This window comes from Phyllobacterium sp. 21LDTY02-6, assembly GCF_023554255.2.
Taxonomy (GTDB): domain Bacteria; phylum Pseudomonadota; class Alphaproteobacteria; order Rhizobiales; family Rhizobiaceae; genus Phyllobacterium.
Window position 1 is genome coordinate 361,772 of sequence record NZ_JAMJWD020000003.1, and the last position, 24,338, is coordinate 386,109.

24 protein-coding genes are annotated in these 24,338 nt (G+C 62.0%); 14 read left to right on the forward strand and 10 right to left on the reverse strand.

Features of this window, described 5'->3' with window-relative positions; genetic code table 11:
• Both M8997_RS13115 and M8997_RS13120 read right to left on the reverse strand, forming a co-directional pair.
• The gene (locus M8997_RS13115; protein WP_250018966.1) at nucleotides 1-1,032 is read right to left on the reverse strand and encodes an NAD(P)-dependent oxidoreductase; all 1,032 of its coding nucleotides are present in this window, start codon (nucleotides 1,030-1,032) and stop codon (nucleotides 1-3) included.
• Nucleotides 1,033-1,164: 132 nt separating this feature from the next.
• The gene (locus tag M8997_RS13120; RefSeq protein ID WP_250018965.1) at nucleotides 1,165-2,115 is read right to left on the reverse strand and encodes an AraC family transcriptional regulator; all 951 of its coding nucleotides are present in this window, start codon (nucleotides 2,113-2,115) and stop codon (nucleotides 1,165-1,167) included.
• A 132-nt stretch (nucleotides 2,116-2,247) separates the two neighbouring features.
• On the opposite strand from M8997_RS13120, the gene M8997_RS13125 reads away from it, so the two are divergent.
• From M8997_RS13125 to M8997_RS13145, 5 genes are all read left to right on the forward strand, one after another.
• A complete protein-coding gene (locus M8997_RS13125; protein ID WP_250018964.1) occupies nucleotides 2,248-3,498 on the forward strand; it encodes a sugar ABC transporter substrate-binding protein in 1,251 nt (416 codons plus the stop codon).
• Nucleotides 3,499-3,566: 68 nt separating this feature from the next.
• Nucleotides 3,567-4,430, forward strand: a complete 864-nt coding sequence (locus M8997_RS13130; protein ID WP_250018963.1) for a carbohydrate ABC transporter permease — start codon at nucleotides 3,567-3,569, stop codon at nucleotides 4,428-4,430.
• The gene (locus tag M8997_RS13135; protein ID WP_250018962.1) at nucleotides 4,427-5,245 is read left to right on the forward strand and encodes a carbohydrate ABC transporter permease; all 819 of its coding nucleotides are present in this window, start codon (nucleotides 4,427-4,429) and stop codon (nucleotides 5,243-5,245) included. The genes M8997_RS13130 and M8997_RS13135 overlap by 4 nt, the downstream gene beginning before the upstream one ends.
• A gap of 5 nt (nucleotides 5,246-5,250) precedes the next feature.
• Complete coding sequence (locus M8997_RS13140; RefSeq protein WP_250018961.1) at nucleotides 5,251-6,297, forward strand: NAD(P)-dependent alcohol dehydrogenase; 1,047 nt, start codon at nucleotides 5,251-5,253, stop codon at nucleotides 6,295-6,297.
• Nucleotides 6,297-7,361 (forward strand): ABC transporter ATP-binding protein, encoded by a 1,065-nt coding sequence (locus M8997_RS13145; RefSeq protein ID WP_250018960.1) that lies wholly within the window; start codon nucleotides 6,297-6,299, stop codon nucleotides 7,359-7,361. Before M8997_RS13140 ends, M8997_RS13145 begins: the two co-directional genes overlap by 1 nt.
• 23 nt (nucleotides 7,362-7,384) lie before the next feature.
• On the opposite strand, the gene M8997_RS13150 is transcribed toward M8997_RS13145, so the two are convergent.
• Both M8997_RS13150 and M8997_RS13155 read right to left on the reverse strand, forming a co-directional pair.
• A complete protein-coding gene (locus tag M8997_RS13150; RefSeq protein WP_250018959.1) occupies nucleotides 7,385-8,617 on the reverse strand; it encodes an MFS transporter in 1,233 nt (410 codons plus the stop codon).
• Nucleotides 8,614-10,134 (reverse strand): FAD-dependent oxidoreductase, encoded by a 1,521-nt coding sequence (locus tag M8997_RS13155; protein ID WP_250018958.1) that lies wholly within the window; start codon nucleotides 10,132-10,134, stop codon nucleotides 8,614-8,616. Before M8997_RS13155 ends, M8997_RS13150 begins: the two co-directional genes overlap by 4 nt.
• Before the next feature lie 53 nt (nucleotides 10,135-10,187).
• Between M8997_RS13155 and M8997_RS13160 the strand changes: the two genes are divergently transcribed.
• The 4 genes from M8997_RS13160 to M8997_RS13175 all read left to right on the forward strand — a co-directional run bounded on the left by M8997_RS13160 (nucleotide 10,188) and on the right by M8997_RS13175 (nucleotide 13,623).
• Nucleotides 10,188-10,688 (forward strand): MarR family winged helix-turn-helix transcriptional regulator, encoded by a 501-nt coding sequence (locus M8997_RS13160; RefSeq protein ID WP_250018957.1) that lies wholly within the window; start codon nucleotides 10,188-10,190, stop codon nucleotides 10,686-10,688.
• A 164-nt stretch (nucleotides 10,689-10,852) separates the two neighbouring features.
• On the forward strand, nucleotides 10,853-11,779 hold the full coding sequence (locus tag M8997_RS13165) for a LysR family transcriptional regulator (protein WP_250018956.1): 927 nt from the start codon (nucleotides 10,853-10,855) through the stop codon (nucleotides 11,777-11,779).
• A 105-nt stretch (nucleotides 11,780-11,884) separates the two neighbouring features.
• Nucleotides 11,885-12,622 carry a L,D-transpeptidase gene (locus M8997_RS13170; RefSeq protein ID WP_252597202.1) on the forward strand — a complete coding sequence of 246 codons (738 nt, stop codon included), beginning with the start codon at nucleotides 11,885-11,887 and terminating at the stop codon, nucleotides 12,620-12,622.
• 95 nt (nucleotides 12,623-12,717) lie between these two features.
• On the forward strand, nucleotides 12,718-13,623 hold the full coding sequence (locus tag M8997_RS13175) for an arginase family protein (RefSeq protein WP_250018955.1): 906 nt from the start codon (nucleotides 12,718-12,720) through the stop codon (nucleotides 13,621-13,623).
• A 24-nt stretch (nucleotides 13,624-13,647) separates the two neighbouring features.
• Here the strand turns inward: M8997_RS13175 and bioB are convergent, their stop codons facing one another.
• From bioB to M8997_RS13195, 4 genes are all read right to left on the reverse strand, one after another.
• Nucleotides 13,648-14,706 carry a biotin synthase BioB gene (gene bioB, locus M8997_RS13180; protein ID WP_250018954.1) on the reverse strand — a complete coding sequence of 353 codons (1,059 nt, stop codon included), beginning with the start codon at nucleotides 14,704-14,706 and terminating at the stop codon, nucleotides 13,648-13,650.
• On the reverse strand, nucleotides 14,703-15,269 hold the full coding sequence (locus M8997_RS13185; RefSeq protein WP_250018953.1) for a biotin transporter BioY: 567 nt from the start codon (nucleotides 15,267-15,269) through the stop codon (nucleotides 14,703-14,705). Before M8997_RS13185 ends, bioB begins: the two co-directional genes overlap by 4 nt.
• 87 nt (nucleotides 15,270-15,356) lie before the next feature.
• Complete coding sequence (locus tag M8997_RS13190; protein WP_250018952.1) at nucleotides 15,357-16,022, reverse strand: GntR family transcriptional regulator; 666 nt, start codon at nucleotides 16,020-16,022, stop codon at nucleotides 15,357-15,359.
• A 119-nt stretch (nucleotides 16,023-16,141) separates the two neighbouring features.
• Nucleotides 16,142-16,852 carry a GntR family transcriptional regulator gene (locus M8997_RS13195; RefSeq protein ID WP_250018951.1) on the reverse strand — a complete coding sequence of 237 codons (711 nt, stop codon included), beginning with the start codon at nucleotides 16,850-16,852 and terminating at the stop codon, nucleotides 16,142-16,144.
• Nucleotides 16,853-16,924: 72 nt separating this feature from the next.
• Between M8997_RS13195 and M8997_RS13200 the strand changes: the two genes are divergently transcribed.
• The 3 genes from M8997_RS13200 to M8997_RS13210 are packed head-to-tail and all read left to right on the forward strand — an operon-like array spanning nucleotide 16,925 to nucleotide 19,752.
• Nucleotides 16,925-17,905, forward strand: coding sequence for a C4-dicarboxylate TRAP transporter substrate-binding protein (locus M8997_RS13200; RefSeq protein ID WP_250018950.1), 981 nt, complete (start codon nucleotides 16,925-16,927; stop codon nucleotides 17,903-17,905).
• A gap of 42 nt (nucleotides 17,906-17,947) precedes the next feature.
• Nucleotides 17,948-18,469, forward strand: a complete 522-nt coding sequence (locus tag M8997_RS13205; protein ID WP_250018949.1) for a TRAP transporter small permease — start codon at nucleotides 17,948-17,950, stop codon at nucleotides 18,467-18,469.
• 2 nt (nucleotides 18,470-18,471) lie between these two features.
• On the forward strand, nucleotides 18,472-19,752 hold the full coding sequence (locus M8997_RS13210; protein ID WP_250018948.1) for a TRAP transporter large permease: 1,281 nt from the start codon (nucleotides 18,472-18,474) through the stop codon (nucleotides 19,750-19,752).
• A 37-nt stretch (nucleotides 19,753-19,789) separates the two neighbouring features.
• Here the strand turns inward: M8997_RS13210 and M8997_RS13215 are convergent, their stop codons facing one another.
• Nucleotides 19,790-20,176 (reverse strand): cupin domain-containing protein, encoded by a 387-nt coding sequence (locus M8997_RS13215; RefSeq protein ID WP_371929581.1) that lies wholly within the window; start codon nucleotides 20,174-20,176, stop codon nucleotides 19,790-19,792.
• 54 nt (nucleotides 20,177-20,230) lie between these two features.
• A complete protein-coding gene (locus M8997_RS13220; RefSeq protein WP_250018946.1) occupies nucleotides 20,231-21,559 on the reverse strand; it encodes an epoxide hydrolase family protein in 1,329 nt (442 codons plus the stop codon).
• 207 nt (nucleotides 21,560-21,766) lie between these two features.
• On the opposite strand from M8997_RS13220, the gene M8997_RS13225 reads away from it, so the two are divergent.
• Nucleotides 21,767-22,696 carry a transcriptional regulator gene (locus M8997_RS13225; RefSeq protein WP_250018945.1) on the forward strand — a complete coding sequence of 310 codons (930 nt, stop codon included), beginning with the start codon at nucleotides 21,767-21,769 and terminating at the stop codon, nucleotides 22,694-22,696.
• Nucleotides 22,697-22,820: 124 nt separating this feature from the next.
• A complete protein-coding gene (locus M8997_RS13230; protein ID WP_250018944.1) occupies nucleotides 22,821-24,332 on the forward strand; it encodes an alpha-N-arabinofuranosidase in 1,512 nt (503 codons plus the stop codon).
• The last annotated feature ends 6 nt before the right edge of the window (nucleotides 24,333-24,338 follow it).

Below are 24,338 nucleotides of genomic sequence, written 5' to 3' on the forward strand. Positions count from 1 at the left end.
CTATGCGGCGGAACGTGTTTCCTGGAGCGGCGCCTCCGACAATTTGCCGCCAAGCTCCAGAACGCGCTTGACCGCATAGGCCGGGTCGATGACGCTTTCGGGAACATAGAGGCCTGGTGCCAGTGGCGGTGCGCCCGCCAGGCCAAGCAGGCGCTCCAGCCCGAGCGTCACGCCGAGTGCGGTCAGCCCCGAAGCGCCTTGCGATGTCTCTATATCCACCCGCATCTGCCCGGTCCGGCCATCCTTCAGCACGCCTTCGATCACGATGATCATTTCGTGCGCGGCCGGGCCTCCGGCTTTCCTCGCCGCCGTCATGGCCGATCCGAAGTCGAACCGGACGGACTGCGCGTCGGTAATGGCGGCAAGATCCACCGTATCAAGCACCGACATCGCCTGGACTTCGACCGTTTCGCCCGCCGCGGTAACGACCTTGCGGGTTGATCGGGGCTCGGCCACCCATTGCCACCGGCCCTCGCGAAGCATCAGCGGGCGCGGCGAATTGAGCATGATCTGTTCGACGTCGCTGGTAGCCATGGGACCAGCCGGTTCATCGGGGTCCATGATGACCGTCACCTCGATGGAGTGCACCTGCTCGAACTTCCGGGCGTAATGGAGCGTCGCAAGGCTGGTGACGCCTGACGCCCATTGGCCAGCCAGCAGCATCGGCACCGTTGGCGGCCGCAAGATGTGCCGTGCCACCGCCGGTGCGATCTCGAAGGCGCCATCGGCCATGCTGAGATAGGGGATCGATGCGGCCTCGGCGAGCCGAAGCGGGTTCAGCGTGTTTTCCTTGACGAGCGCAACAACCGCACCGAACGGCCTTGCTGGAAGGCCAAGGTCGGGCCTCGTCAGGTCGACGGTGAGGAATTCGGCATTGCCGGCTCGCTCAGCAACCTCTCGGCCACGCACCGCATCGCGCGCCGCGATCGCAAGCGGAAGGTCGGGGTGAAGCCGGCGGATATGCTCGACCACCTTGCTGCCGACCATGCCGGTGCCGCCAATCAGGAGAATAGGGGAGATGCTCTTTGCCATGATCTTCGATACCTCGTTCCGTGGTTTGTTACTAACAGTAAGTTACTAATAGTAATATCGTGGCGGCGAGTCAATGGCGGCGGGCCTCCATGTTTGCGAACTGGGGCGAGTATTCGGGAAATGCACGGATCGTCAGGACTTCAGACTGGCCTTGGCCCTGCTGCCGGGCGCAATCATCGACTGGGCGCGGATTCGGGCGGCGTTCCGATAGGATCGTGGCGTCAGACCGGTTTCCGTCCTGAAATAGCGGTTGAAGTTGGAGAGATTGTTGAAGCCCGCCTCGAAACAGATGTCGGTGATCGACATTTCTGTTTCCGCCAGCAATGTGCGGGCGCGCCAGACCCGCACCGAGCGGCTGTAAGCCGAAAAGTTCATGCCCGTGAGCCGGCGGAATGCACGGGAGAACGCCGAGGGCGCGAGGCCCACCAGCTTCGCCACTTCGTGCATCTGCGCGCCGGGGCTAGACTGCATGATCTGGATCGCGTGGTCGATCCTGCGGTGGCGCCTGTCGGCCAACTGGTTGTAGACCGAGATGAAATGTTCACTGGCCAGAAGCCGCTTTTGCGGAGCAGCCTCGATGTCATTGAGGATTTCGATGAACAGGCCGAGCCCGCCACCGGCCTCTCGCGCGTGAAGATCGAGTATCTTGCTGCCGATATCGAATGCCGCCGGGCCCATGATCTCGATGCCGCGATCGGCAAGCGGCTTCAGGCGGTGGAGTACGTCGAATTCCGGACAGACCGCGCGTACGCCCATCAGCGCCTCGGCATCGAATTGCAGCACCAGATCGCGCCCCGGCAGATGCGGCGCGCCCGGCGTGATCCAGTTATGCGGCAGATTGGTGCCCGTCAGCATCAGGTGGCCTGGCTTGAACGGACCGATATAGTCGCCGACATAGGCGAAGCCCTGCGCGTCGGGGATGAAGTGGATTTCCCACTCCGGATGATAGTTCCAGATACAGATCGGGTTCGGATAGTCGTCGCGGCGGATGAGGTAGGACATGCCGCCGGGCAGGACGATCTGTTCCCGGGTGGCGGTGAACGTGTCTGCTACCGACAGAGGAAAATCTGATGCAATTGACATCTGCTAAGCTGCCATCATGGTCATGTATGTCAAAATAGTATCATTTCTGGTTCAAGGGCAAGCTAGTTTCAAGGGCGTATCCGGGCAGAATTGCTCCTGTTGACGGCAGGAGACCGTCCGAGGGAGGATATGATGACATTCAACAAGCTTCGCGCCGGTTGCGCGGCAATTGCATTACTTGCGACGTCGAACGCCTTTGCGGCGGCCCAATGCAGCGACGATCTGCGCGTCCTTGCCCAGCCGCGTGACGGGCTGACACTTCTCGAACAGCATGTCGACGAATTCGAGGAACTGTCCGGTGCCGGCTTCGAGATCAGCTATCTCAACGAGAACGACCGCCGCGCGAAGTCGCAGGCCGATGCGTCCACCGTCGGCAGCTTCGACGTCTACTATATCGACGAGGCAAACCTTGCGCTGTTCGCGTCCTCGGGCTGGATCGTACCGCTCGACGGCTTTTATCCGGTCGAATATGATTATGCCGATTTCGATGCCGGCATGCGGGCGGCTGCGACCTACGAGGGCAAGCAGTGGTTCGCCCCGATCCAAGGTGGCGGCGACCTGATGGTCTATCGCACCGACCTTCTGGAGAAGGCTGGAATTGCGCCGCCGAAGACCTGGGACGAATACCTCGCCGCAGTGAAAAAACTCCATGATCCCGACAACGGGATCTACGGCACGGCCCTGCGCGGACAGCGCGGTTCGGGCGCAAATGTCTGGCGCTGGATGCCGTTGTTCAAGGCCAATGGCGGCGAGTGGTTCAAGGACGGCAAACCCGCGTTCAATTCGGATGCGGCGGTCAAGGCTACCGAGGCCTATCTCGACCTGTTCAAATATTCCGCGCCCGGAACGCAGACCGGCTCCTGGGACGAGTCCACCGGTGCATTCCGTGCCGGAAAGGTCGCGATCATCATCGAATCCGCACCGCTCGGCGGCATGTCGGTCGACAAGGCGCAGAGCCAGGTGGCGGACAAGGTCGCCTTCGCAGTGCCGCCGACGCCGCTGCCGGGCGCCGGCTATGCCCATGGCTTCGCCATCGCCGCAAAGGCCAACCCGACTGACGAGGAGAAGGCCTGCGCCGGCCTCTTCATCGCCTGGGCGACTTCCAAGGAACAGGAAGCGCGTCGTCTGGCGGCCGGCCAGCCCGGCGAGTTGACCCGGACCAGCACCTATCAGAGCAAGGAATATGCCGCGACATTCGGCCAGAACCTCGCCGATGCCATGGCGCAGACCGGCAGCCGGACCCAGGTGACATTCTGGCAGGACCCGCGCTGGCAGGAACTGGGCAATCAATGGGGCATCATGCTGGAAGAGCTGATCACCGGCAGCCGCAAGGACATCAAGGCGACGCTCAATGAACTTGAGGCTTTTGCCGCCAAGCTCTGACATAATCGAGCCGTGACACATGGCGCGCCGCCATTGGCGCGCCAAATATCTTGAGTTGAGGATCCACCATGCGCCGCGGACGTTCGCTGCCCTATGTTTTTCTCGGTCCGACCCTGGGCATCCTGATCGTGCTGGCGCTCGTGCCGACGATCTATGCCTTCAATATCTCACTGCAGAACCGCACGCTGGCGCAGCCGCAGGCCGACTATGTATGGTTCGCCAATTACGTCGTGCTGTTTTCCGATGCGCGCTTCCTCAATGCGCTCTGGGTATCGTTCAAGTGGGAGATCCTCAGCGTCACCGCCACCATGGTGACAGGCATCGTGCTCGCCATCGCCATGTTCGAGGCGGCCGGGCCGAGAATGCGCAACGTTCTCTGCGTGCTCTTCATAATCCCGGTGCTGCTGCCGCGCGTCTGCGCGGCCTTCGTCTGGAAATTCTCGTTTCATCCCCTCTATGGCGCGCTGACCTGGCCGGTACGCGAACTCACCGGCAGCACGCCTGACATATTGTCGACGCCATGGGGCGCGCTGCTGGCGGTGGCGTTCGTCGATGTCTGGCAATGGGGCCTGTTCTTCGCCGTCATCATTCTCAAACTGCTGGAATCGCTGCCGCCGCAACCTTTGGAAGCCGCCCGGATCGACCGCGCGGCACGCTGGGAAGTGCATCGCTTCGTCACGCTGCCTATGCTGAAGGCTCCGCTCATCAGCCTGCTTCTGGTCAAGGCGATCGAAAGCCTGCGCTCCTTCGACCTGGTCTATGTCATGACCCGCGGCGGCCCCGGTATCTCCACGGAAACGCTCGACATGTACGCCTATTCGCAAGGCTTCATCGAATCCGGCAAGATCTCGTACGCCTCGTCGATGGCGGTCATCATGATGGTGTTGACGGTCGTGACATTCACCGTCACCTGGAAGAGGCTGAACCGATGAAAGTCTCGACGCTTCTGCTCAGGCTGCTGCTGGTGCTGGCCGCCGCCTTCGTCGTCCTGCCGCTGCTGTGGACCCTGCTCAACGCCTTCAAGACCAATGCCGACCTGTTGGTCAGCACGCCGAAGCTGTTCTTCCAGCCGGTCCTGGACAATATGAGCTATGTGCTCAATCGACGCTCGGTCGCGCGGGCGCTCACCAATTCGCTGGTCATCTGCACGAGTGCCGTGGTGCTCGGCGCCGTGCTTGGCGTGCCGGCAGCCTATGTCATCGCCAGGTTCAAGAACCGCCTGACGGCCGAGGCGCAGTTCTTCGTGCTGTCCCTGCGCTTTCTGCCGCCTGTGGCGATCGCCATCCCGATGCTGGTCATCTGGCTCGGCCTCGACCTCTATGATACGCGCGTCTCGCTGATCATCACCTATCTGATCGTCACCGCCTCGATCACCATCTGGCTCTCGGTGCCGGCCTTCGAGCGGGTGAGCCTGCAGGTCGAAGAGGCGGCGAGGGTCGATGGATTGGGGCCATACGGCACGTTCTTCCGCATCGCGCTGCCGATTGCGCGCTTCCAGGTCTTCGGCGCCATCGCCTTTTCGTTCGTGCTGGTCTGGAACGAGTTCCTTCTCGCCATGATGCTTACCACGTCCAAGGCCAAGACCCTGCCGATCATTGCATCCGAAATGTCCCAGCTCGGAATGAACGTTCCCTGGGGCATTCTCAACGCCGCCGTCGTTCTCCTGTCGCTGCCACCTCTCATTCTGCTTGGAGTTCTGGCGGGCGGGCTCAATGCAGCATTCTCGAAGAAAAATAATCAAGGTTGAATCCCATGAAAGCACTTGTCCTGGAGCGCGTCGGTGAACTCAAATTGCGCGATATCGATCTGGCCCGGAATATGGGCGCGGACGACGTCCGCATCCGTCTCCATACGGTCGGCGTCTGCGGCAGCGACGTACATTATTACACCCATGGCCGCATCGGCGATTTCGTGGTCAACGCACCCATGGTTCTGGGGCACGAGGCTGCCGGCACCGTGACCGAGGTCGGCGCCAACGTCACCGATCTCAAGCCGGGCGACCGCGTCTGCATGGAGCCGGGAATTCCCGACCCATTGTCGCGCGCCTCGCGCCTTGGCCTCTATAATGTCGATCCGGCCGTCACTTTCTGGGCAACGCCGCCCGTGCACGGCGTGCTGTGCCCGGAAACGATCCATCCTGCCAGCTTCACCTATAAACTGCCGGACAACGTCTCCTTCGCGGAAGGCGCGATGGTCGAGCCCTTCGCCGTTGGCATGCAGGCCGCTGCCCGCGCGCGGATCACGCCTGGCGACACGGCCGTGGTGACTGGCTGCGGAACGATCGGCATCATGGTGGCGTTGGCTGCCCTGGCCGGTGGCTGCTCGCGGGTGCTGATCTCGGATGTTTCCGCACCAAAACTGAAACTGGCCGAGACATATGACGGCGTAACCGGCATCAATCTGCGAGAGCAAAGCCTTGTCGATGCAGTCAATGACGCCACTGGCGGCTGGGGTGCGGATATCGTCTTCGAATGCTCGGGTGCGCCGGCTGCGGTCGCCGATCTCTTCAAGGTCGTGCGGCCGGGCGGGACGGTGGTCCTGGTCGGTCTGCCGCCTGAACCGGTGCCGATGGACATTGCCGCTGCCTGCTCGCGCGAATGCCGCATCGAGACCGTGTTCCGCTATGCCAACGTGTTCGATCGCGCCCTCGCTCTTATCGCGGCGGGCAAGGTCGACCTGAAGCCGCTGATCTCCGGCACCTTCGCCTTCGAACAATCCATCGCGGCCTTCGAGCGCGCTGCCGAGGGACGTCCGGAGGATGTGAAACTGCAGATCATCCTGGACGAGGAGGTGCACTGATGGCGACAGTCGAATGCCGAGGCATCCGCAAGGTCTACGGATCGGTGGAGGTGATGCGCGACTTCAACCTCGATATCGACGATCATGAATTCGTGGTCTTCCTCGGCCCCTCAGGTTGCGGAAAATCAACGATGCTACGCATGATTGCCGGGCTCGAGGAGATAACCGGCGGCGATCTCCTGATCGGCGGCCAGCGCATGAACGACCGCGATCCCGGTGATCGCGGCATAGCCATGGTGTTCCAGAACTACGCGCTTTATCCGCATATGACCGTGCGGGAGAACATCGTATTCGGCCTGGAGCGCGCCGGCATTGCCAAAAGTGCCATCGAGGCGCGGCTCGCGCCGGTGGTCGAGGCGCTCGGCCTCGGCGTCTACCTGACGCGCAAGCCGACGGAGCTTTCGGGTGGCCAGCAGCAGCGTGTGGCTATCGCGCGTGCGATGATCAAGACGCCGGAGGTGTTCCTGTTCGACGAGCCGCTGTCCAATCTCGACGCCAAGCTTCGCGGCAGCCTGCGGGTCGAGATCGCCCGCCTGCATCGCGAATTGCAGACGACGAGCATCTATGTCACCCATGATCAGCTGGAAGCGATGACACTTGCCGACCGGATCGTCCTGATGAAGGATGGCCGCATCGAGCAGATGGGAACGCCGGAAGAAATCTACGAAGCTCCGGCCACCCTGTTCGCCGCCAGCTTCATCGGTACGCCGCCCATGAACTTCCTGCAATTGCAGGCGTCGGAGCAGGGAATTGGCGATTCTTCGGTCCTGTTCAAGGCGCCCTTTGCGGTCAGGCCGGGTGCCGTAACCGTTGGCATCCGCCCGGGATCATTCCGCTTGACCGAAGCCGGCGGCTATCGGGGCCGGGTAGAGCGCAACGAGTTCCACGGTGAGACGAGGCTCGTGACCCTGCGCAATGACGGCCACGAGATCAGCATTGCCCTTCCCGCCTCGACGGCGGTCAAGGAAGGTGAAACCATCGGCATCGAAGTCGATCCGCGCGACCTGCATCTGTTCGATCCGGAAACCGGCAAACGGTATGAAGGGCAGAAGGCGGCGGCCTGAGAGCCTTCGACAAGCGGCCTGGTTCAGCCAGGCTGACTTGCCTGGCTGGCGTGGCGGGGAAGGAGCGTCGCCGCGACAATGGCTCCGATGATGGCGATTGCCACGACCGTACCGATCCAAACCCCATATAGTCCCCATCCCAGGATGAACCCGGCGAAAACCGGCGAAGCAATATCCATTACCGCGGCCAGTGCCTGGCCGGCTCCCATGGCGGCCCCGTGCCTGCCGGGTGGAATGTGGAGGGAGAGCGCCGCCAGATAGGTTGGCTTTGCAAGAGCGTCGCCCGTGCTGATGCAGAGGACGGCAAAGGCGAGCACGGGGACGGAATTGGCTACCCCGGCGCTGATGACGCCCGTGCAGATGAGGGCAAAGATCAGGATGATCAGCTGGTGTTCCGAGAAGACGCGGCCGAACCATCGTATCAGGAAAAGCTGGACCACGACGTTGATCGCGCCGTCCGCTGCTATGACGTAGCTGAACTCGCGCGCTCCCAGCGCATGGCCGTTCCAGACGAATTTGTCGGCAAGGAACAGCGGCAGCTGCGACGTATACATGCCGAAGGCGAGGAAATGGCACAGCATGACGATGAGGAGAATGCGGACTACCGGAGAGGCGGTTATCGCCCATAGCGACACCTTGGCAGGATCGGGCTCGCCGGCGGATGGCCGCACTACCGTGTCGCCTTTGAGCCAGAAGGTGGTGACGATGATGCCGGAAATCGACAGGGCCAGCGCCAGATAGATCGGCGTGGTCAGTGAAATTTCCGACAGGATGCTCGAAAGACCGGCGCCGACGATTGCTCCGAGACCGAGGCCGGCATTGACGATCCCGATCGCCTGACGCCGTGTCGCCACCGTGCTCTTGTCCGCTGCATAGGCGATTGCGGCCGAGAAGTTGCCGGCGGTGAGACCGAAGAGAAAGCGGGCGAGCATGACGATGAAGATGCTCTGCGCCACGGCGAGCAGCAACAGGCTCGCCACCGCCACGAACTGGCTCGCCAGAAGCACCCTTTTGCGTCCGAAACGGTCGGACAACTGGCCGAGCAAGGGCGAGGCTGCGGATTGGCTGATCGCCTCCGTGGCAAGGACGAGGCCGAAGATCAGAGGGCTCGCACCCATGGCACGCAGATAGAACGGCAGCACAGGCAGCACCGCCCCGACGCCAGCCGCATAAAGCGCGACAATGGCGAACAGCGGCAGCATCAATTGCCAATCCAGCCGATCCGATACGCCGTTCAGACTGGCGCCGGCGCTCATTTTGAAGCATTTTCGAGCTGAAACAGGGCCACGCGGTCGAAATAGGTTTCGAGATTCGCGGTCCGGTCTTCGCCAAGGATCAGGATCGCGCCGACATAGCCATCCGGGCGGATCAGGGCACATTCGCCCGGCTCGAGTGCATAGGCGTCGCCGACATGGCCCCAGCTATCGACGATATCGCCCTTCGGACCGATGTGATGCACATGGAGGCCGGGACGCGGCGTGATCGTCCCGCGGGCCGCTTCATCGACGAGCAGCGTCCAATGGGGCCCCTGGAACAGCTGGAACAGCCGCGTTGCCTGGCCGGCGGCACCCTCGACCGGGGCGTCGGGCGCCCGGTCTCCGGGCTGCAACATGCCGCTGCGTTTGCCGAGCTGTCTTGACAGCAGCGAGTCCGGATAGCCGATATCGAGCTGCCGCACTTCGCGGTCACGGCGCATCTGGCCCTGCTTGTCCGTGCCGAGCAGCCGGGTGGAAAGTTCGAGCACGGATTGCGCGATCGGCCGCCGCTCCGCCTCATAGGTGTCGAGCAGGCGCCCGTCGGCACCACCGAGCGCGGCGGCGAGTTTCCAGCCGAGATTATAGGCATCCTGCACGCTGGTGTTCAGGCCCTGGCCGCCGGTCGGCGGGTGGATATGGGCTGCATCGCCGACGAGGAAGACGCGGCCGACGCGGTAGCGGTCTGCAAGCCGGGCATTCATCGCATAGGCGGACGCCCAGGAAACCGACCCGACCCGCACATCGCTGCGACCCGTCCGCTCGGCGACCATCCGCTCGAGGCCCTCGGCCGACAGATCGGCCTCGCCTTCGGGCGGAATGGGTGCCTGTATCTGGAACAGGTCGGTGCCGGCAAGCGGGCAGATCGCGACCATCCGGTCGCTATCGCCGCCATTGAAACGGTGCCAGGCGTCGCGATCGAGCCCGGTCAGGGTTACATCCGCCACGATTGCCCGCACGCCCAGCGTCTTGCCGGGAAAGTCGATGCCGAGCGCATTGCGGACGAAGCTGCGCCCCCCATCCGCCCCGACAAGGTAACGGACGCGCAAGGTCTGCTCGCCATCCGGACCCGAAAGGCGTACGGCGACGCTGTCCTCGTCCTGCTCGAAGCCGACCAGCTCACGGCCAAACTCCACCCTTTGGCCGAGCTCGGCCAGCCGCGCGCGCATGATCCGTTCCGTGAGGAATTGCGGGATCATCAGCGCGGCTTGGTAGGGCTCAGCCGGTGTGGGATCGGCGTGCTCGCCGGTTTGCTTCTCGGCAAAGCTGCCATCGTCGCGATACTCGCGCACTGCAGGATAAAGACCGCCGGCGGCAACGATCCTGTCGAGAATGCCGAGATCTTCGAAAATCTCCTGCGTCCGGGGCTGGATGCCCTTGCCGCGCGAACCGGCGAAAGCTTCGCCATTCTTCTCGACCAGGCGAAAAGACACGCCGCGTCGCGCAAGTTCGATTCCCAGCGTCAGGCCAGCCGCTCCCGCACCGCAGATGAGCACATCTGCCGCAAAACCATTTGTCATTTGTATCTCCTTGTGTGTAAGATGCACATAATAGCAAAGTGGCAGGGCAGTCAATGAGAAATGTGAAAAATACACATATTAGCAGCAACCAGATCCGCCAGCTTCACAGTGCGCTGATCGATATCGTCAGCGTCATGAACCGGCCGCAGCGCGACGAGCAGATGGTGCGGGAGGCCGGAATCGCGCTTGACCGCGCGCTGTTTCCGCTGCTGGTCGGGATCGAGCGGCTCGGGCCCATAGGCATTGTGGAACTCGCCGACCGGTCCGGCCGCGACTACACGACGGTCAGCCGCCAGGTGGCAAAACTGGAAAGCCTGGGGCTCGCCGCGCGCCGGCAGAGCGAAGCCGACCGCCGCGTGACGGAAGCCATCGTGACGCCGAAGGGCAAGGCGATGACCGACAAGATCGACACGGCGCGGGAAAGGATCGTCCGCTCGACCTTCCAGAGCTGGGATGCGCACGATGTCGAGGAACTGGTACGGCTTATGCGGAAATTTGCCGATGCCATGAACGACCTGCCGGAAGAAACGCTGATGCCGGAAAACAAGGCGTAAGGCTGGCGGGCAGCTTCACACGGCGAGTTCGGTTTCGCGGTCGAACTGGTGCCGGGCGAAAGCGACCGTGCACCACCGCGCGACTGAACCATGGAAGGCCGTCCATCATCGCGCCACAATTGCCGTGAGTTATGATCTGGCCAAACCATAACCGAGAGCTATCGATGGATATCAACATCGCCCTGAAAGCCTTCATCCGCACCGTCGAGAAGGGCTCGATAACCGGCGCCGCGCGCGACCTCGGCGTCTCGCAGCCCGCGGTCACCAAGCACCTTTTGAACCTCGAACGGCATCTGCGCACGCGGCTCCTGGAACGATCGTCCAAAAGCGTGCGCCCAACCGTGCATGGTCTCGAATTATACGAGGCTAGCCGTGTCGCGATCGCCTCGATCGATGCCGCCCTTGAAGGTGTCCGTCTCAATGCCGGAGAGATCGAGGGTGATTTGCGCATTCACGCGCCGTCCTGTATCGGCGCCAGGCACCTGCAAGGGATGGTGGCAGATTTCCAGGACGAGCACCCGGCTGTCATGATCGAGCTCGCACTGGACGACCGCACTGTCGACCTGGTCTACGACAATTTCGATCTCACCCTCCGCTACGGCAGGATCGAGGACCAGGAGGTCGTCGCCCGCAAGGTCGGCTGGGTGCAGCGCTTTCTCGTCGCCTCGCCGATCTATCTCGATAAAATTGGCGACATCCACGATCCGCAACAACTTTCCGAGCTGGATGTCGTTGCGACCTCCAAGACCTTGTCGCCCCGAAATACGGTAACGCTGGTGCATGCGGACAGGACGATGGAAGAAGTTGCTATCAGGCCGGTTCTGAAGACCAATAATGCACAGGTCATGATCAGCGCTCTCCTGCGCGGCCGGGGCGTCGGTCTGGTTCAGAGAAACCTCGTTTCCGAATTGATTGACCAGGGTGATCTCGTCCGCGTCCTGCCGGAATACGCGCTGAAGCCCACCGAGGCATATCTTGCCTATCCGTCGACGAAATTCATGCGGCCGGTGGTGCGGGCATTTACGGATTTCGTCATTCCGAGACTGCGGGCCATCAAGGGAATTTCGCGCGATCCCGGCGTCTTCGACTAGGGGTCATAACCTTCGGTTATCCAGGGCATCACCGATCCACCTATGGAAGACTGGCGGGTTCACAGGCTTATGTTGGAGCAGAGCCGGCATGCCGGCGTCAAACATATGGATCGCGAACCTACCCAGATGCAGAATCCTCCGAGCTTGATTTCCCGCCGGTGTTTCCTCGCCGGCTCATTGACCGCGCCCGTGCTTTTGAGCGGATGTATGACGACCGGCGACAGCGGCGCCGCGCCGTCACCCGCTGCCACGCCGGCTGCGCCGGAGACTACGGAACTCGAGGCACGCTATGCTGCCTTCGAGGATGGCGGCCATCTGGTGCCGGCAGTTCCGTACAAGAAGATGAACCCGGAATTCCTGCGCCAGCGGGTAATTGACCCCACCGGGGAGGCGCCGGGAACGGTCGTCGTCGATACGCCGAGGCGCTTCCTCTATCTGGTCGAACAAGGCGGCAGCGCAATGCGTTATGGCGTCGGAATCGGACGGGATGGGTTCGCCTGGGAAGGCCAGGGCTATATCCACTGGCGCCAGCCCTGGCCGCGGTGGAAGCCGCCCGGCGAGATGATCGCCCGGCAGCCCGAACTGGAACGTTATTCGGTTGCCAATGGCGGCATGGACCCGGGCCTGTCCAATCCGCTCGGCGCGCGCGCCCTCTACATCTTCCAGAACAGGCAGGACACTCTCTACCGGCTCCACGGCAGTCCCGAATGGCAGTCGATCGGCAAGGCGGTGTCGTCCGGCTGCGTGCGTCTGATCAATCATGACATCGTCGATCTCTACGGGCGCGTGCCATACCATGCGCCGATCGTCGTGTACCAGACGCCGATGACGGGCGTTGCCTGATTTCGGGACGCAACTTTGTCGCCGCCAAGCCATGGCGCGCGGCGATGACGATCACCACCTGTTGCAAATCGAAAATCGTCTCGGAGTGACAGCCAATGCAACACCAGAAAACCCTTCGCCTGCTTTTTCCGCAATGGCAGGGCGGAGGCGATCCGTCCTACATGTTCGGCGGGAGAATGCTGGCCTGGCTTGCGCCCGAGGCGGATGGACCCGTCGAGGAAGTCACCGTGGCCGAGCCCGACGGCGAGCCCTTGCAGGTCATTGACGGAATCCTGGCGCGTGACGTGGTGGTGAGCCAGTTCCGAGACGCCCGCCGCCGCATCGATCACCACCGGCCGGACCGGATCGTCGTGCTCGGTGGCGACTGCGGCGTCGATCTGGCGCCCTTCGCCTATCTGAACGAGCGGTATGACGGTGAGCTCGCCGTGCTCTGGATCGACGCACATAGCGACCTGTTCTCGGACAAGGTCTTTGCCAATTCCCACGCCCATGTGCTCGGCAGCCTGATGGGGCAGGGCGACCCGGAATTTCTTTCCGCGGTCAAGCTACCGATCAAGCCCGGCAACGCGTTGATTGCGGGCTGGCGCCCGCTTCCGGACAAGTTTTCGGAATTGCAGGAATTCGAGAACGCTCTCGCCGAGCGCATGGATATTCGGAGAGTTGGGCCGGAAGAACTGGCGGGCGACAGCCAGCCGGTGCTCGCCTGGTTGCGCGCGACCGGCGCGAAACATGTCGCGGTGCATTTCGATCTCGATGTCCTCGACGCCAATTTGTTCCGGTCGCTGACATTCGCGAAGCCCGGCCGACCGGCGCCGACGGATGACGATATTCAGGCTGGCCGCATGACCCTTCCGCAGATCGTCCGCTTGCTGGCCGACGTCGCCAAGGAGGTCGCTGTGGTTGGCCTCGGCATTACCGAGCATATGCCGTGGGACGCGATTGCGCTGCGCGAAGCGCTTGCCGAACTGCCCTTGATCGGCAAGGTCCGTGAGCAGGCCTGAGGCCGAGGCTTCCGCAGAGAGTTGCTATCGAGCGGCTAGATCATTGGGAGCCGCCCGAGAACCGCGACCTTCGCCCGATCCTCCGGCGGGCATCGCAGCCGCACGCATGCCGAGCTTCGCCAGCAGATCGGCATCCTTGTCCCGGCCGGGATTGGCGGTGGTGAGCAAAGTCTCGCCGGTGAAGATCGAACTTGCGCCGGCAAGGAAGCACAGGGCCTGCAATTCGTCGCTCATAGCATGTCTTCCAGCCGAGAGGCGCACGACGCTGCGCGGCATCAGGATGCGGGCAAGCGCGACGAGGCGCACGAAGGCGATCGGTTCGACCGGCTTCGCCTTGTCCATGACAGGCGTGCCTTCGACGGCGTTCCACATGTTGAGCGGCACGCTTTCCGGAGGCCGTTCCAGTGTGGCCAGCGTGATCAGCATGGCTATACGATCATCCACCGTCTCGCCCATGCCGACGATGCCGCCGCAGCAGACCTTGATGCCGCTGGCCCGAACATGTTCGAGCGTCTGCAGCCGATCGTCCATGGTCCGCGTCGTGATGATCTCGGCGTAGAAATCGCGCGAAGTGTCGATGTTGTGATTGTAGAAATCGAGCCCGGCTTCCGCCAATTGCGCGGCCTGCCCGGGCGTCAGGCTGCCGAGCGTCACGCAACTGTCCATGCCGAGCGCCCTGACACCCTCGATCATGGCGCAGACCGCATCCATGTCGCGAGCCCTGGGACTGCGCCAGGCAGCCCCCATGCAGAATCGAGTGGCGCCGCCGGCTTTGGCGCGGCGGGCTTCCGCCAGCACGCGCTCGACCTCCATCAGCTTGGTTGCCTTGATGCCGGTCTTCCAATGCGCGCTCTGGGAGCAATAACCGCAATCCTCGGGACAGCCGCCAGTCTTGATGGACAGCAGCGTCGCAGTCTCGATCTCGGTCGGGTCGAAATGGCGGCGGTGGACGGTTTGCGCCCGGTAGAGCAATTCCGGAAATGGCAGATCGTAGATCCTGCGGGCATCAGCCGGTGTCCAGGTCGCGCGCAATGGTTCGGCGGTATCCTCGACCAGGTCGATAGCGAGGCTTGAGGCCGTCATTCGCCGATCAACCTGGAAAGGCGGGCCGGAACAAGCGCCGCACCGAAAGCCACCACGGCAATATTGATCAGATCGCCGATGATGAAGGGTGTGAAGCCAAGCGCGATGATCCGCTCGAATGGCACGTAGAAACCAAGCCAGGGAAGGCCGATGGCATAGGTCACGGCAAGGCCCGCCAGCATGGACATGATGTTGCCCACCGTCTTTCGTCCGCGCGCCAGCGTTCCGGTCAGCCAGCTCGCCACCAGATATCCGAGCAGATAGCCGCCTGTCGGACCGGCCATATAGGCGAGCCCGATGCCCCGCTCGGGTGTGCCGGAGAAGACCGGCAGCCCCGCCGCACCGGCGGCGAGATAGGCAAGAAAGGTCGCCGTGGCGAGACGCGGCCCAACGGCCAGCGCGATAGCCATGACGGCCAGGGTATGCAGCGTCATCGGCACGGGCCAGGAAGGGACATGGATCTTCGCTGCGGCGGTGATCAAGGCCACCCCGATGACGATGGTGGCGGCGATCCTGAAGGATGATCGGAAATTGAGCTTGTCGACAGCGGCTGCTTGGTGCATTCGGATCCTCGTTTTATAGATAAAATTATATAATATCTATAATGAATCCAGAAGCGGGCATGAATTGCAAGCGGAATATAGATAATTCTATCCGACAATCGCGAAAACATCGCGCTTGCGGCCGCCCCGCGTGATGGGACGATGCCCAATCCACTGGACATGGCGTGCAAGCGTCGCACAGGCGGTTTCGACATCGCCCTTGCGCAGCGCCGCCAGAATGGCGCGATGATCGTGGTCCGTCCGCGTCTCCCAGTCGGATTGCCAGGTAGCGAAGAGAAAACGGGCGCTCGCCGCATGCAGGTCGTCGATCGTTGCCATGAGACGCGGCATCCGGCAGGGCTCGAGGATCAGGCGATGAAAACGGCGGTTGGCCGCCTCCCAGGAGCGGACGTCGCGTGAATTATCACCGGCCTTCGTCGCTTCTTCGGCGGCATCGAGAATGGCTGAAGTCAGATGCGGCGCGGCGTGCCGCAATGCCAGCACTTCGAGCGCGGCCCGCATTTCCGCAACTTCCTTGACCTCGGAAAGATCGAAAGCGGCAACGCGGACGCCACGCCTCGGTTCGCTGATGGCCAGCCCTTGCGCCTCCAGACGCCGAAACGCCTCGCGCACCGGCACGTGGCTTGCGCCGAACTCCTCGGCTATATGATCTTGCCGCAACCGCGCCCCCGGCTCGATCTCACCGGCGATGATGCGGTCTGCCAGATGGCGGCTGATGCGCGCCGCCACGGTCTCTTCTGATTTCCTGTTCATGTTTAATAGATAATTCGGCAAGCGCCACTTGTCGATCAGCCGCCGGCGCCCTCCACAACGGTCTCGGCAGCTTCCAGCCATCGGAAGCTCGTTTCATCTCACACATTGCGAGCCAGGCATCAATCGGCAAAAAAACTTCGGTTTTCCGCCGCAAGTTTCGGCAATGATTTAAGTATCTCGCGAAGGTGGATATGCATCGCGGATTCGGCCGTCTCAGGCGATCCGGTTTCGAGCGCCTCGACGATCGTCGCATGCTGGTCGATGATGGCGTCCAGGGGTGTTGCCTCGGGCAATGACAGATAGCGCACGCGGTCCATCTGCGCCTTCAGGCTGTCCAGGACCCGCCAGGCGTCATCGCAATTGACGCTTCCGGCAATGGCCTGGTGATAGGCTTCGTCCAGCCGCAAAAACCCCGAATGATCGCCCCTTGCGGCTGCCCTGCGCTGCTGCTCGATGATATCCCGAAGCTGGGCGATCCCGGCCGCCGATGCCTGCAGCGCGGCCTTGCGCACAACCGCCACTTCGATGGCTTCGCGCAGGAACTGGGCGTTCTCGACCTCCTGCACGGAGATGAGACGGACAAATGTTCCCCGTTGCGGGCGTATCTCGACGAGGCCCGCCTCACTCAGCTTGATGAAAGCTTCGCGTACCGGCTGGCGCGAGACGCCGAGCTGTGCCGCGATCTCCGATTCGGAAACCGCATCGCCGGGCCGCAGCTGCAGCTGCACGATCGCATTGCGCACCACCTCATAGACCTGGCCGCCGACACTGGTCTGCCGGGCACGCGTGGTATCGGGTGTGAGAGCCGCAAGTTTGAAATTCGCCGTCATGTTGACACTACATATACTACCATACTAGTCTTGCAAAGAGGCTGGAGGGCCAATGGCTTTTGGGAGGACAAAATGAGCTTTGTTTCGAAATTCTGGACAGGGGCGGTCGTGGCGGCCACGATTTCGCTGGCATCGCCGGCGCTGGCTGCGGATTATACGCTCAGCATAAACACGGCGCTGACGACTTCGGACCCGCTATACAAGGGTCTTGAAGCCTTCCGTGACAATGTCGCCAAGGCGTCCAATGGCGCGATGGAAATCAAGCTGTTTCCGAACTCGCAGCTCGGCGCCGACGAGGACGTACTGGAGCAGGCCCGCGCCGGTGCGCCGGTCGCCGTCATCGTCGATGGCGGACGGCTCGCGGCATTCGTGAACGAATTCGGCGTCCTCGGCGCCCCCTATCTCGCCTCGGGCTATGACGGCATCCGTAAAGTGGTGGTTTCGGACAAGTTCGAGGATTGGGTCAAGAAACTGCACGACGCGTCCGGGCACCAGGTCCTGTCGTTCAACTGGTGGCAGGGCGAAAGGCATTTGTGGACCAGCAAGGAAGTCAAGGTGCCGGCCGACCTTGCGGGCAACCGCATGCGGACCCCCGGCGCGCCGGTCTGGGTGGAAACAGTGTCCGCAATGGGCGCGGTACCGACGCCGATGCCGTTTGCCGAAGTCTATTCCGCGCTGGAACAGCGGGTTATCGACTCGGTCGAGGCACAGCTGCCGGCGGGTCTCGGCGCAAAGCTGCCTGAAGTGACGAAAGTGCTGACCAAAACCGGCCACATCAATCTCATCACCGGCCTTGTCACCTCGGGTCCGTGGTTCGACAGCCTACCGGCGGAGCTGCAGACCATGCTGCGCGAAGAGGCGTTGAAGGCCGGCGACATCGCATCGCACGGCACGCAGGATTCGCTGGCCAAGATCGAGGCCGATCTGGTCGCTGCCGGCATGACGGTCAAGGAGATCGACGTGACGCCCTTCAAGGAGGCCACCGCGGTCGTCTACGACAAGCTCGGCTACGGCGCCCTGCGGCAGGAACTGCAGGCGATAACCAACAATTGAAAATCGGCCTCTGCGGGCCGCCGTCTTTGATCTGGGGACATCATGCTCAAACGCTTGGTTCAACTTGAGTTGGCGATCTGCTTCGCCTTGCTCGCAGGCATTACCGGCCTCGTCTTCGTTGCCGCCATCATGCGCTTCTTCGGCCACCCGCTGATCTGGTCGGTCGATATGGCTCAGCTGCTGTTCATCTGGCTCTGCTTCATTGGCGCCAACAAGGCCATGCGGGAGAAGTCGCATCTCGGTATGGAGGTGCTCGTATCGCGTCTCCGCTATCAGCGCCGCTTCTGGCTCGAAGTGATCTGCGCGGTGATCATCATCGCCTTTCTCGCGGTTCTCGCGCTGGAAGGGTGGAGGCTTACCTGGCTCAATCGCGAGCGCACTTTCGGCGACAGTACGCTTTCCTATGCCTGGGTCACCGTGGCGGTGCCGGTGGGATGCGTACTGCTGGGCGCGACGCTCGTCCATAACATGGTGCGGGCATTCCGCGGCCAGCGCGAGGAACTGCTCATCTACAACCGCACCCCTGCGGAAATCGAAGCCTCCGCCCCAACGCTGGAACTCTGATCATGCTGCTCATTACAATCGTCTTTGTGATCCTGATGGTCGTCGGCATGCCTGTTGCCTTCGCGACGGGGATAGCCGGCTTCATCTTCTTCATGACCACGCCGGGCATGCCGATGTCGATCGGCGTCCAGAAGATCGCCTCGATGAGCCAGAGCTTTCCGCTGCTCGCCGTGCCGTTCTTCGTGCTTGCCGGGCACCTGATGAATGCAAGCGGCATCACCTCGCGCCTCCTGAAGGTGGCGCTGGTTTCCGTCGGCTGGATGTCCGGCGGGCTGGCGCAGGTCGCCATCGTGCTGTCGACGCTCATGGGCGGCGTCTCGGGTTCCGCCGTCGCCGATGCCGCCATGGAAGCGCGCATCCTTGGCCCGACAATGGTGGCGAAGGGCTATGGCAAGGGTTTCTCGGCCGCGGCCATCGCCGTCGGCTCGCTGATCACCGCAACCATTCCGCCGTCGATCGGGCTGATCCTCTACGGCTTCGTCGGCAATGTCTCGATCGGGCGGCTGTTCCTCGCCGGCATAGTCCCGGGCTTCCTGATGATGGCCGTCCTGATGCTCACGACCTATCTCATTGCCAAGAAGCGCAAGTATGTCGTCGCCGACAGCACGCGGCCGACCTTGCGGGCGCTTGGAACTGCCTGCTGGGATGCCAAATGGGCGTTGCTGTTTCCCGTGGCGCTGGTTCTGGCCATCCGGGGCGGGTTGTTCACGCCTTCCGAGGTGGGTTCGGCGGCCGTCGTCTATGCGCTGGTCATCGGCTTTTTCGCCCATCGCCAGCTGACACTGGAGGAGGTCTGGCGGAGTTTCGGGCAGGCCACCTCGGATGTCGGCCTGATCATGCTCATCATCCTGATGAGCGGCATGGTCGGCTATGCCACCATCTATATGCAGGTGCCCCAGGAACTCGCCGGCTGGATGCTGGCCGGGATCAGCGATCCGAACCTGATCGTGCTGGTCATCCTGGTCTTCCTGCTGGTGGCGGGGCTCGCCCTCGACAGCACCGTCATGGTGCTGCTGCTGACGCCGATATTCGTGCCGATCATCGTGCAGCTGGGCATGGACCCCGTCCATTTCGGCATATTGATGATGTCGATCGTCACTCTCGGCGGCATGACCTGGCCCAGCGGTTCGGCGATGTTCGCGGTATGCTCGCTGATGAATGTCTCGATCGAGGAATATTCAATCGAATCGATCCCGTTCATTGCCGCCATCGTCGCCCTTATCGCCGTGCTGCTGTTCGTGCCCGGCCTGGTGCTCTGGCTGCCCAATCTCGCCTTCAGGTGAGGGTGGGGGCGGTTTTCCCGCGTCCCACCCCGCATTTTCATTTGACGGGGACGAAGACCGTCTCGCCCTTGCGGACGATATAGGTGGCGAGTTCCGAGGCAGTATCCTTGCCGATATTCCGCGCCGAATGTGGAACGCCGGAGGGAATGAACAGCGACTGCCCTTCGGTAAGCGTCACCGGATCGCGGCCTTCGAGCTCATAGACGATCGTGCCCTTGAGAACGTAGGCGATCTCCTCGCCCGGATGGGTGTGTTTCGGTGCGAGCACGCCCGGAGCGAAATCGACACGGACCTGTGCGGCCTCATGGCCGGGAATGTCGATGTCGCCCTGCACCAGATCGGTGCGTTTCAGAGGCTGGTCGGCCGAAGCAGGCAGCGAGGCGGCGGCGGTCATGATGAGGACCAGGGCTGCCAGATGGCGGATATGTTTCATGGTCTTGTCCTTTCGGAATGGTTGGTGCTGGTCTGTGTTGGTGATTTATCGGCGCAGCGGCCTGAAGGCTTCTCTCAGCTCCCCGGCAAAAAGTTCAGGCTGTTCCCAGGCGGCGAAATGACCGCCCTTTTCGACCTGGTGGTAATATTGAAGCGAAGGATAGGCCTGCCTGCTCCAGCTCTCGGGAGCGCGATAGATTTCTCCGGGGAAGACCGTGATGGCGACGGGAACCTTGATGTCCTTCGTTTTCTGCGCGTCGGCGCTGAAATTGTTTTTGTTGTTCTCCCAGTAGAAGCGTGACGATGACGCCCCGCTATTCGTCAGCCAGTACAGGGTGATGTCGTTCAGCATCTCGTCTCTGGAGAGAACGCGCTCGGGGACGCCGCCGCTGTCGCTCCACTGGGCGAACTTCTCGTAGATCCATGCGGCCAGGCCTGCGGGCGAGTCGGCGAGGGAGTAGCCGATGGTCTGCGGCCTCGTCACCATCATTGCACCGTAGGCGGCGTTCCTGCCGAAGAACGTGCTCAGCGATTGATAGGCCTCGCGCTCGGCCTCGGACAACGTCGCCGGCGCGGGATCGCCGCTGTTGATCGCCTTCATGAGCGCGCCCGGAACCGTCGCCGGCATGTTGAGATGGATACCCAGCAGCCCCTTCGGCGCCTGCCGCGCAAGCGCGTCGGAAATGACGGAGCCATGGTCGCCGCCCTGCGAAACATAATGCGTGTATCCAAGACGCTGCATCAGCACGTCCCATGCAGCGGCGACGCGGTCGGGACCCCAGCCGGGCCCGGTGGGCTTCTGCGAAAAGCCATGGCCGGGGATGGAGGGAATTACGACGTCGAACGCATCCTCGGCGCGGCCGCCATAGGCCGTCGGATCGGTAAGCGGTCCTATCGCCTTGATGAATTCGAATGTCGATCCCGGCCAGCCGTGGGTGAGTATGACGGGAAGGGCATTGGGGTGGCGGGATCGCACGTGAATGAACTGGATGTCCACGCCGTCGATGGTGGTGATGAACTGCGGCAGGGCGTTGAGCTGGGCTTCGGCCTTGCGCCAGTCGTAATCGCTGCCCCAATAGCGAACCAGATCCTGGACACGCGACAACTGGATGCCTTGCGACAGGTCGCCCACCGTTTCCTTGTCGGGCCAGCGCGTTTCAGCGATCCGCCGGCGAAGCTCGTCCAGCTGCGGCTGGGGAACTTCGATCCTGAAAGGCCGTATGCTTTCGCTGGCGGCCTTGGTCCCGGCGCTGACGGCTGCGCTGCCGGAGGCCTGCGCATAGGCGGCAGGGGCCAGAAACACCGCGCCCAATGCGATGGCAAGGGCCTGGCCGGCGAGACGATTGCGACTGATATCCGTACGGGAATATTTCATGAGACGCTCCATGGTTGCTGTCGCGGGGTGCGACATCGGTGCGGAGGCTTATGAAGGAGCGGCGTATCCCGAATGTTTCAGGAAATGGCCGAAACTGTATCAGATTGTGGCTTGACCGGCCCGGAGCAGCAGAAATCGATAATATCCGTTTATCTGAATCGATAAATCCGATATGAAGCGTAAATCTCGGATCAGTCGGTACGCAAAATGGACTCCAACTTTCTCGTAATAGACCCCGAAAAAGACCTGGCCGTCATCAAGGGCGTCTCATCGATGCCGCGCATCAGGCTTTTGAAGGAATTGTCCAGGCTGCCGGGCATGAACGTCAATGACCTGGCAAAGGCATCCGGCCTGCCGCAATCATCCGTTTCGGCGCATCTCCAGGTGCTGGAAAATGCGGGGCTTGTCCGCACCGAGATGCAGAAAGCGCGCAAGGGCAACCAGAAGATGTGCTTTGCGGTCTATGACGAACTCGTCGTCACGTTCAATCCGACCCGGCCCGCGCTGTCGTCGGATATCGTGGAAGTAGCGATGCCGCTGGGTCTTTATACCAACAATGCGGTGACAGGCCCCTGCGGCATCTGTTCGGTGAATGGAATAATCGGGCTTCTCGACGTGCCGGAAACCTTCATGGATCCGGAGCGCATGAAGACGAGCCTGCTCTGGTTCACCAGCGGCTTTGTCGAATATCAGTTTCCCAACAATGCGAAATTGCGCGGTCATAGTATAGAAGCCATTGAAATTGCTATGGAAGTCAGCTCGGAGGTTCCGGGAACCCTGGCGAACTGGCCATCCGATATCGTCTTGTCTGTGAATGGCAGGGAGATCGGCGTCTGGACCTCGCCCGGCGATTATGGCGACCGCAGGGGCACCTACACGCCCGATTGGTGGAAGCTGAAGGGATCGCAGTACGGAATGCTCAAGACGTGGTCCGTCGGCCCGACGGGCACCTTCGTCGATGGCCACAGGATATCCGACGTCACCACCGACGACCTCGCGCTTGACGAGCACCGCTCGATACGGTTGCGCGTCGAGGTCAAGGCGGATAGCCGCCACCCCGGCGGCATCAACATATTTGGCCGCGGTTTTGGCAATTACGACCAGGATATTATTTTACGTTTGAAAACAAGGCCCTAGTTCGGAAGCCGGCGCTGCGTTGTGCGCTGCAGCACATTCTAGCCATTGACAAGTGCCACCGGCTGGCCTGTCTATATCCAAAAATACGATTTATATCGTGTTCGTGGATATAGGAGGAAGCAGAATGAAGGCTCGCGCGGCCGTCCATAGGGATTTCAAGATCAGCGATATCGATGAGCGGCTCTACTCCGCCTTCATCGAGCATATGGGGCGTGCCATCTATGGCGGGATCTACGAACCCGGCCATCCCCAGGCCGATGAACAGGGCTTTCGCAAGGATGTCCTGAAGTTCGTGCAGGACCTGCGCATTCCGGCCATTCGCTATCCGGGCGGCAATTTCGTCTCGGCCTATCGCTGGGAGGACGGCATCGGTCCGAGGGACCAGCGCCCGGTTCGCCTCGACCTTGCCTGGCGCTCGAAGGAAAGCAACCAGATCGGCGTCAACGAGTTCGCCGACTGGGCCAAGATGGCGGGCATCGAAATGATGCTGGCCGTCAATCTCGGCTCGCGCGGTCTCGACGATGCGCGCAACTTCCTCGAATATGTCAATTTCCCGTCGGGCACGGCATGGAGCGACCTGCGCCAGTCGCATGGCAAGGCCGATCCCTACCAGGTCAAGATGTGGTGCCTCGGCAACGAGATGGATGGCCCCTGGCAGATCGGCCACAAGGTCGCCACCGAATATGGCCGCCTCGCCAATGAGACGGCCAAGGCGTTCAAGAGCTTCGACCGCGATATCGAGGCGATCGTCTGCGGCAGCTCCAATGACGGCATGGCGACCTATCCCGAATGGGAGCGCGAAGTGCTCGAAGAGTGCTACGAGAATGTCGACTACATCTCGCTGCACAAATATTTCGGCAACAAGAGCAAGGACACGCTGAACTATTTCGGCAAGATCGAGGAGACCGGCCGTTATATCCAGACCATTGCCGGCACGATCGACTACGTGAAGTCGAAGAAGCGGGCGAAGAACGACGTTCATATCTGCTTCGACGAATGGAACGTCTGGTACCATATCCGCGAAGAGGACAGCCAGCGTTGGCGGACATGGGACTGGCCGGAGGCGCCGGCATTGCTGGAGGAAACCTATAATTTCGAGGACGCGCTGTTCGTCGCCGGCCTGCTGAATGAATTCATCCGCCGCTCGGACCGCGTGCGCATCGCCTGCATCGCGCAGCTGGTGAACGTCATTGCCCCCATTCGCGCCGAGAAGAACGGTCCCGCCTGGCGCCAGACGATCTATCATCCCTATCGGTTCGCCTCGATCTACGGGCGCGGCGAAGCCTTGAACGTCGCCGTCGATGCGCCGACCTATGATTGCCGTGTCGCCGATGACGTGTCCTATCTCGACATTGCCGCGGTCCATGACCGGGGCGAGGGCGTCCTGACGCTCTTCGTCGTCAACAGGCATCTCACCGAAAAGGCCGAGCTCGATGTCAGCCTGACCGGCTTTGCCAAGGCGGCGCTGTTCGAGCATCATGCGATGGAAGGCTACGGCCTCAACGATACCAATGGCCCCGACCGGCCGGATCATGTCGTGCCAAGGCAGGGCGCGGGCGTCGATGTCGAGGACGGCAATCTGAAGGGCAGCATCGCACCGCTTTCCTATCATGTCTTCCGCCTCAAGATGAATTGAGGCGGC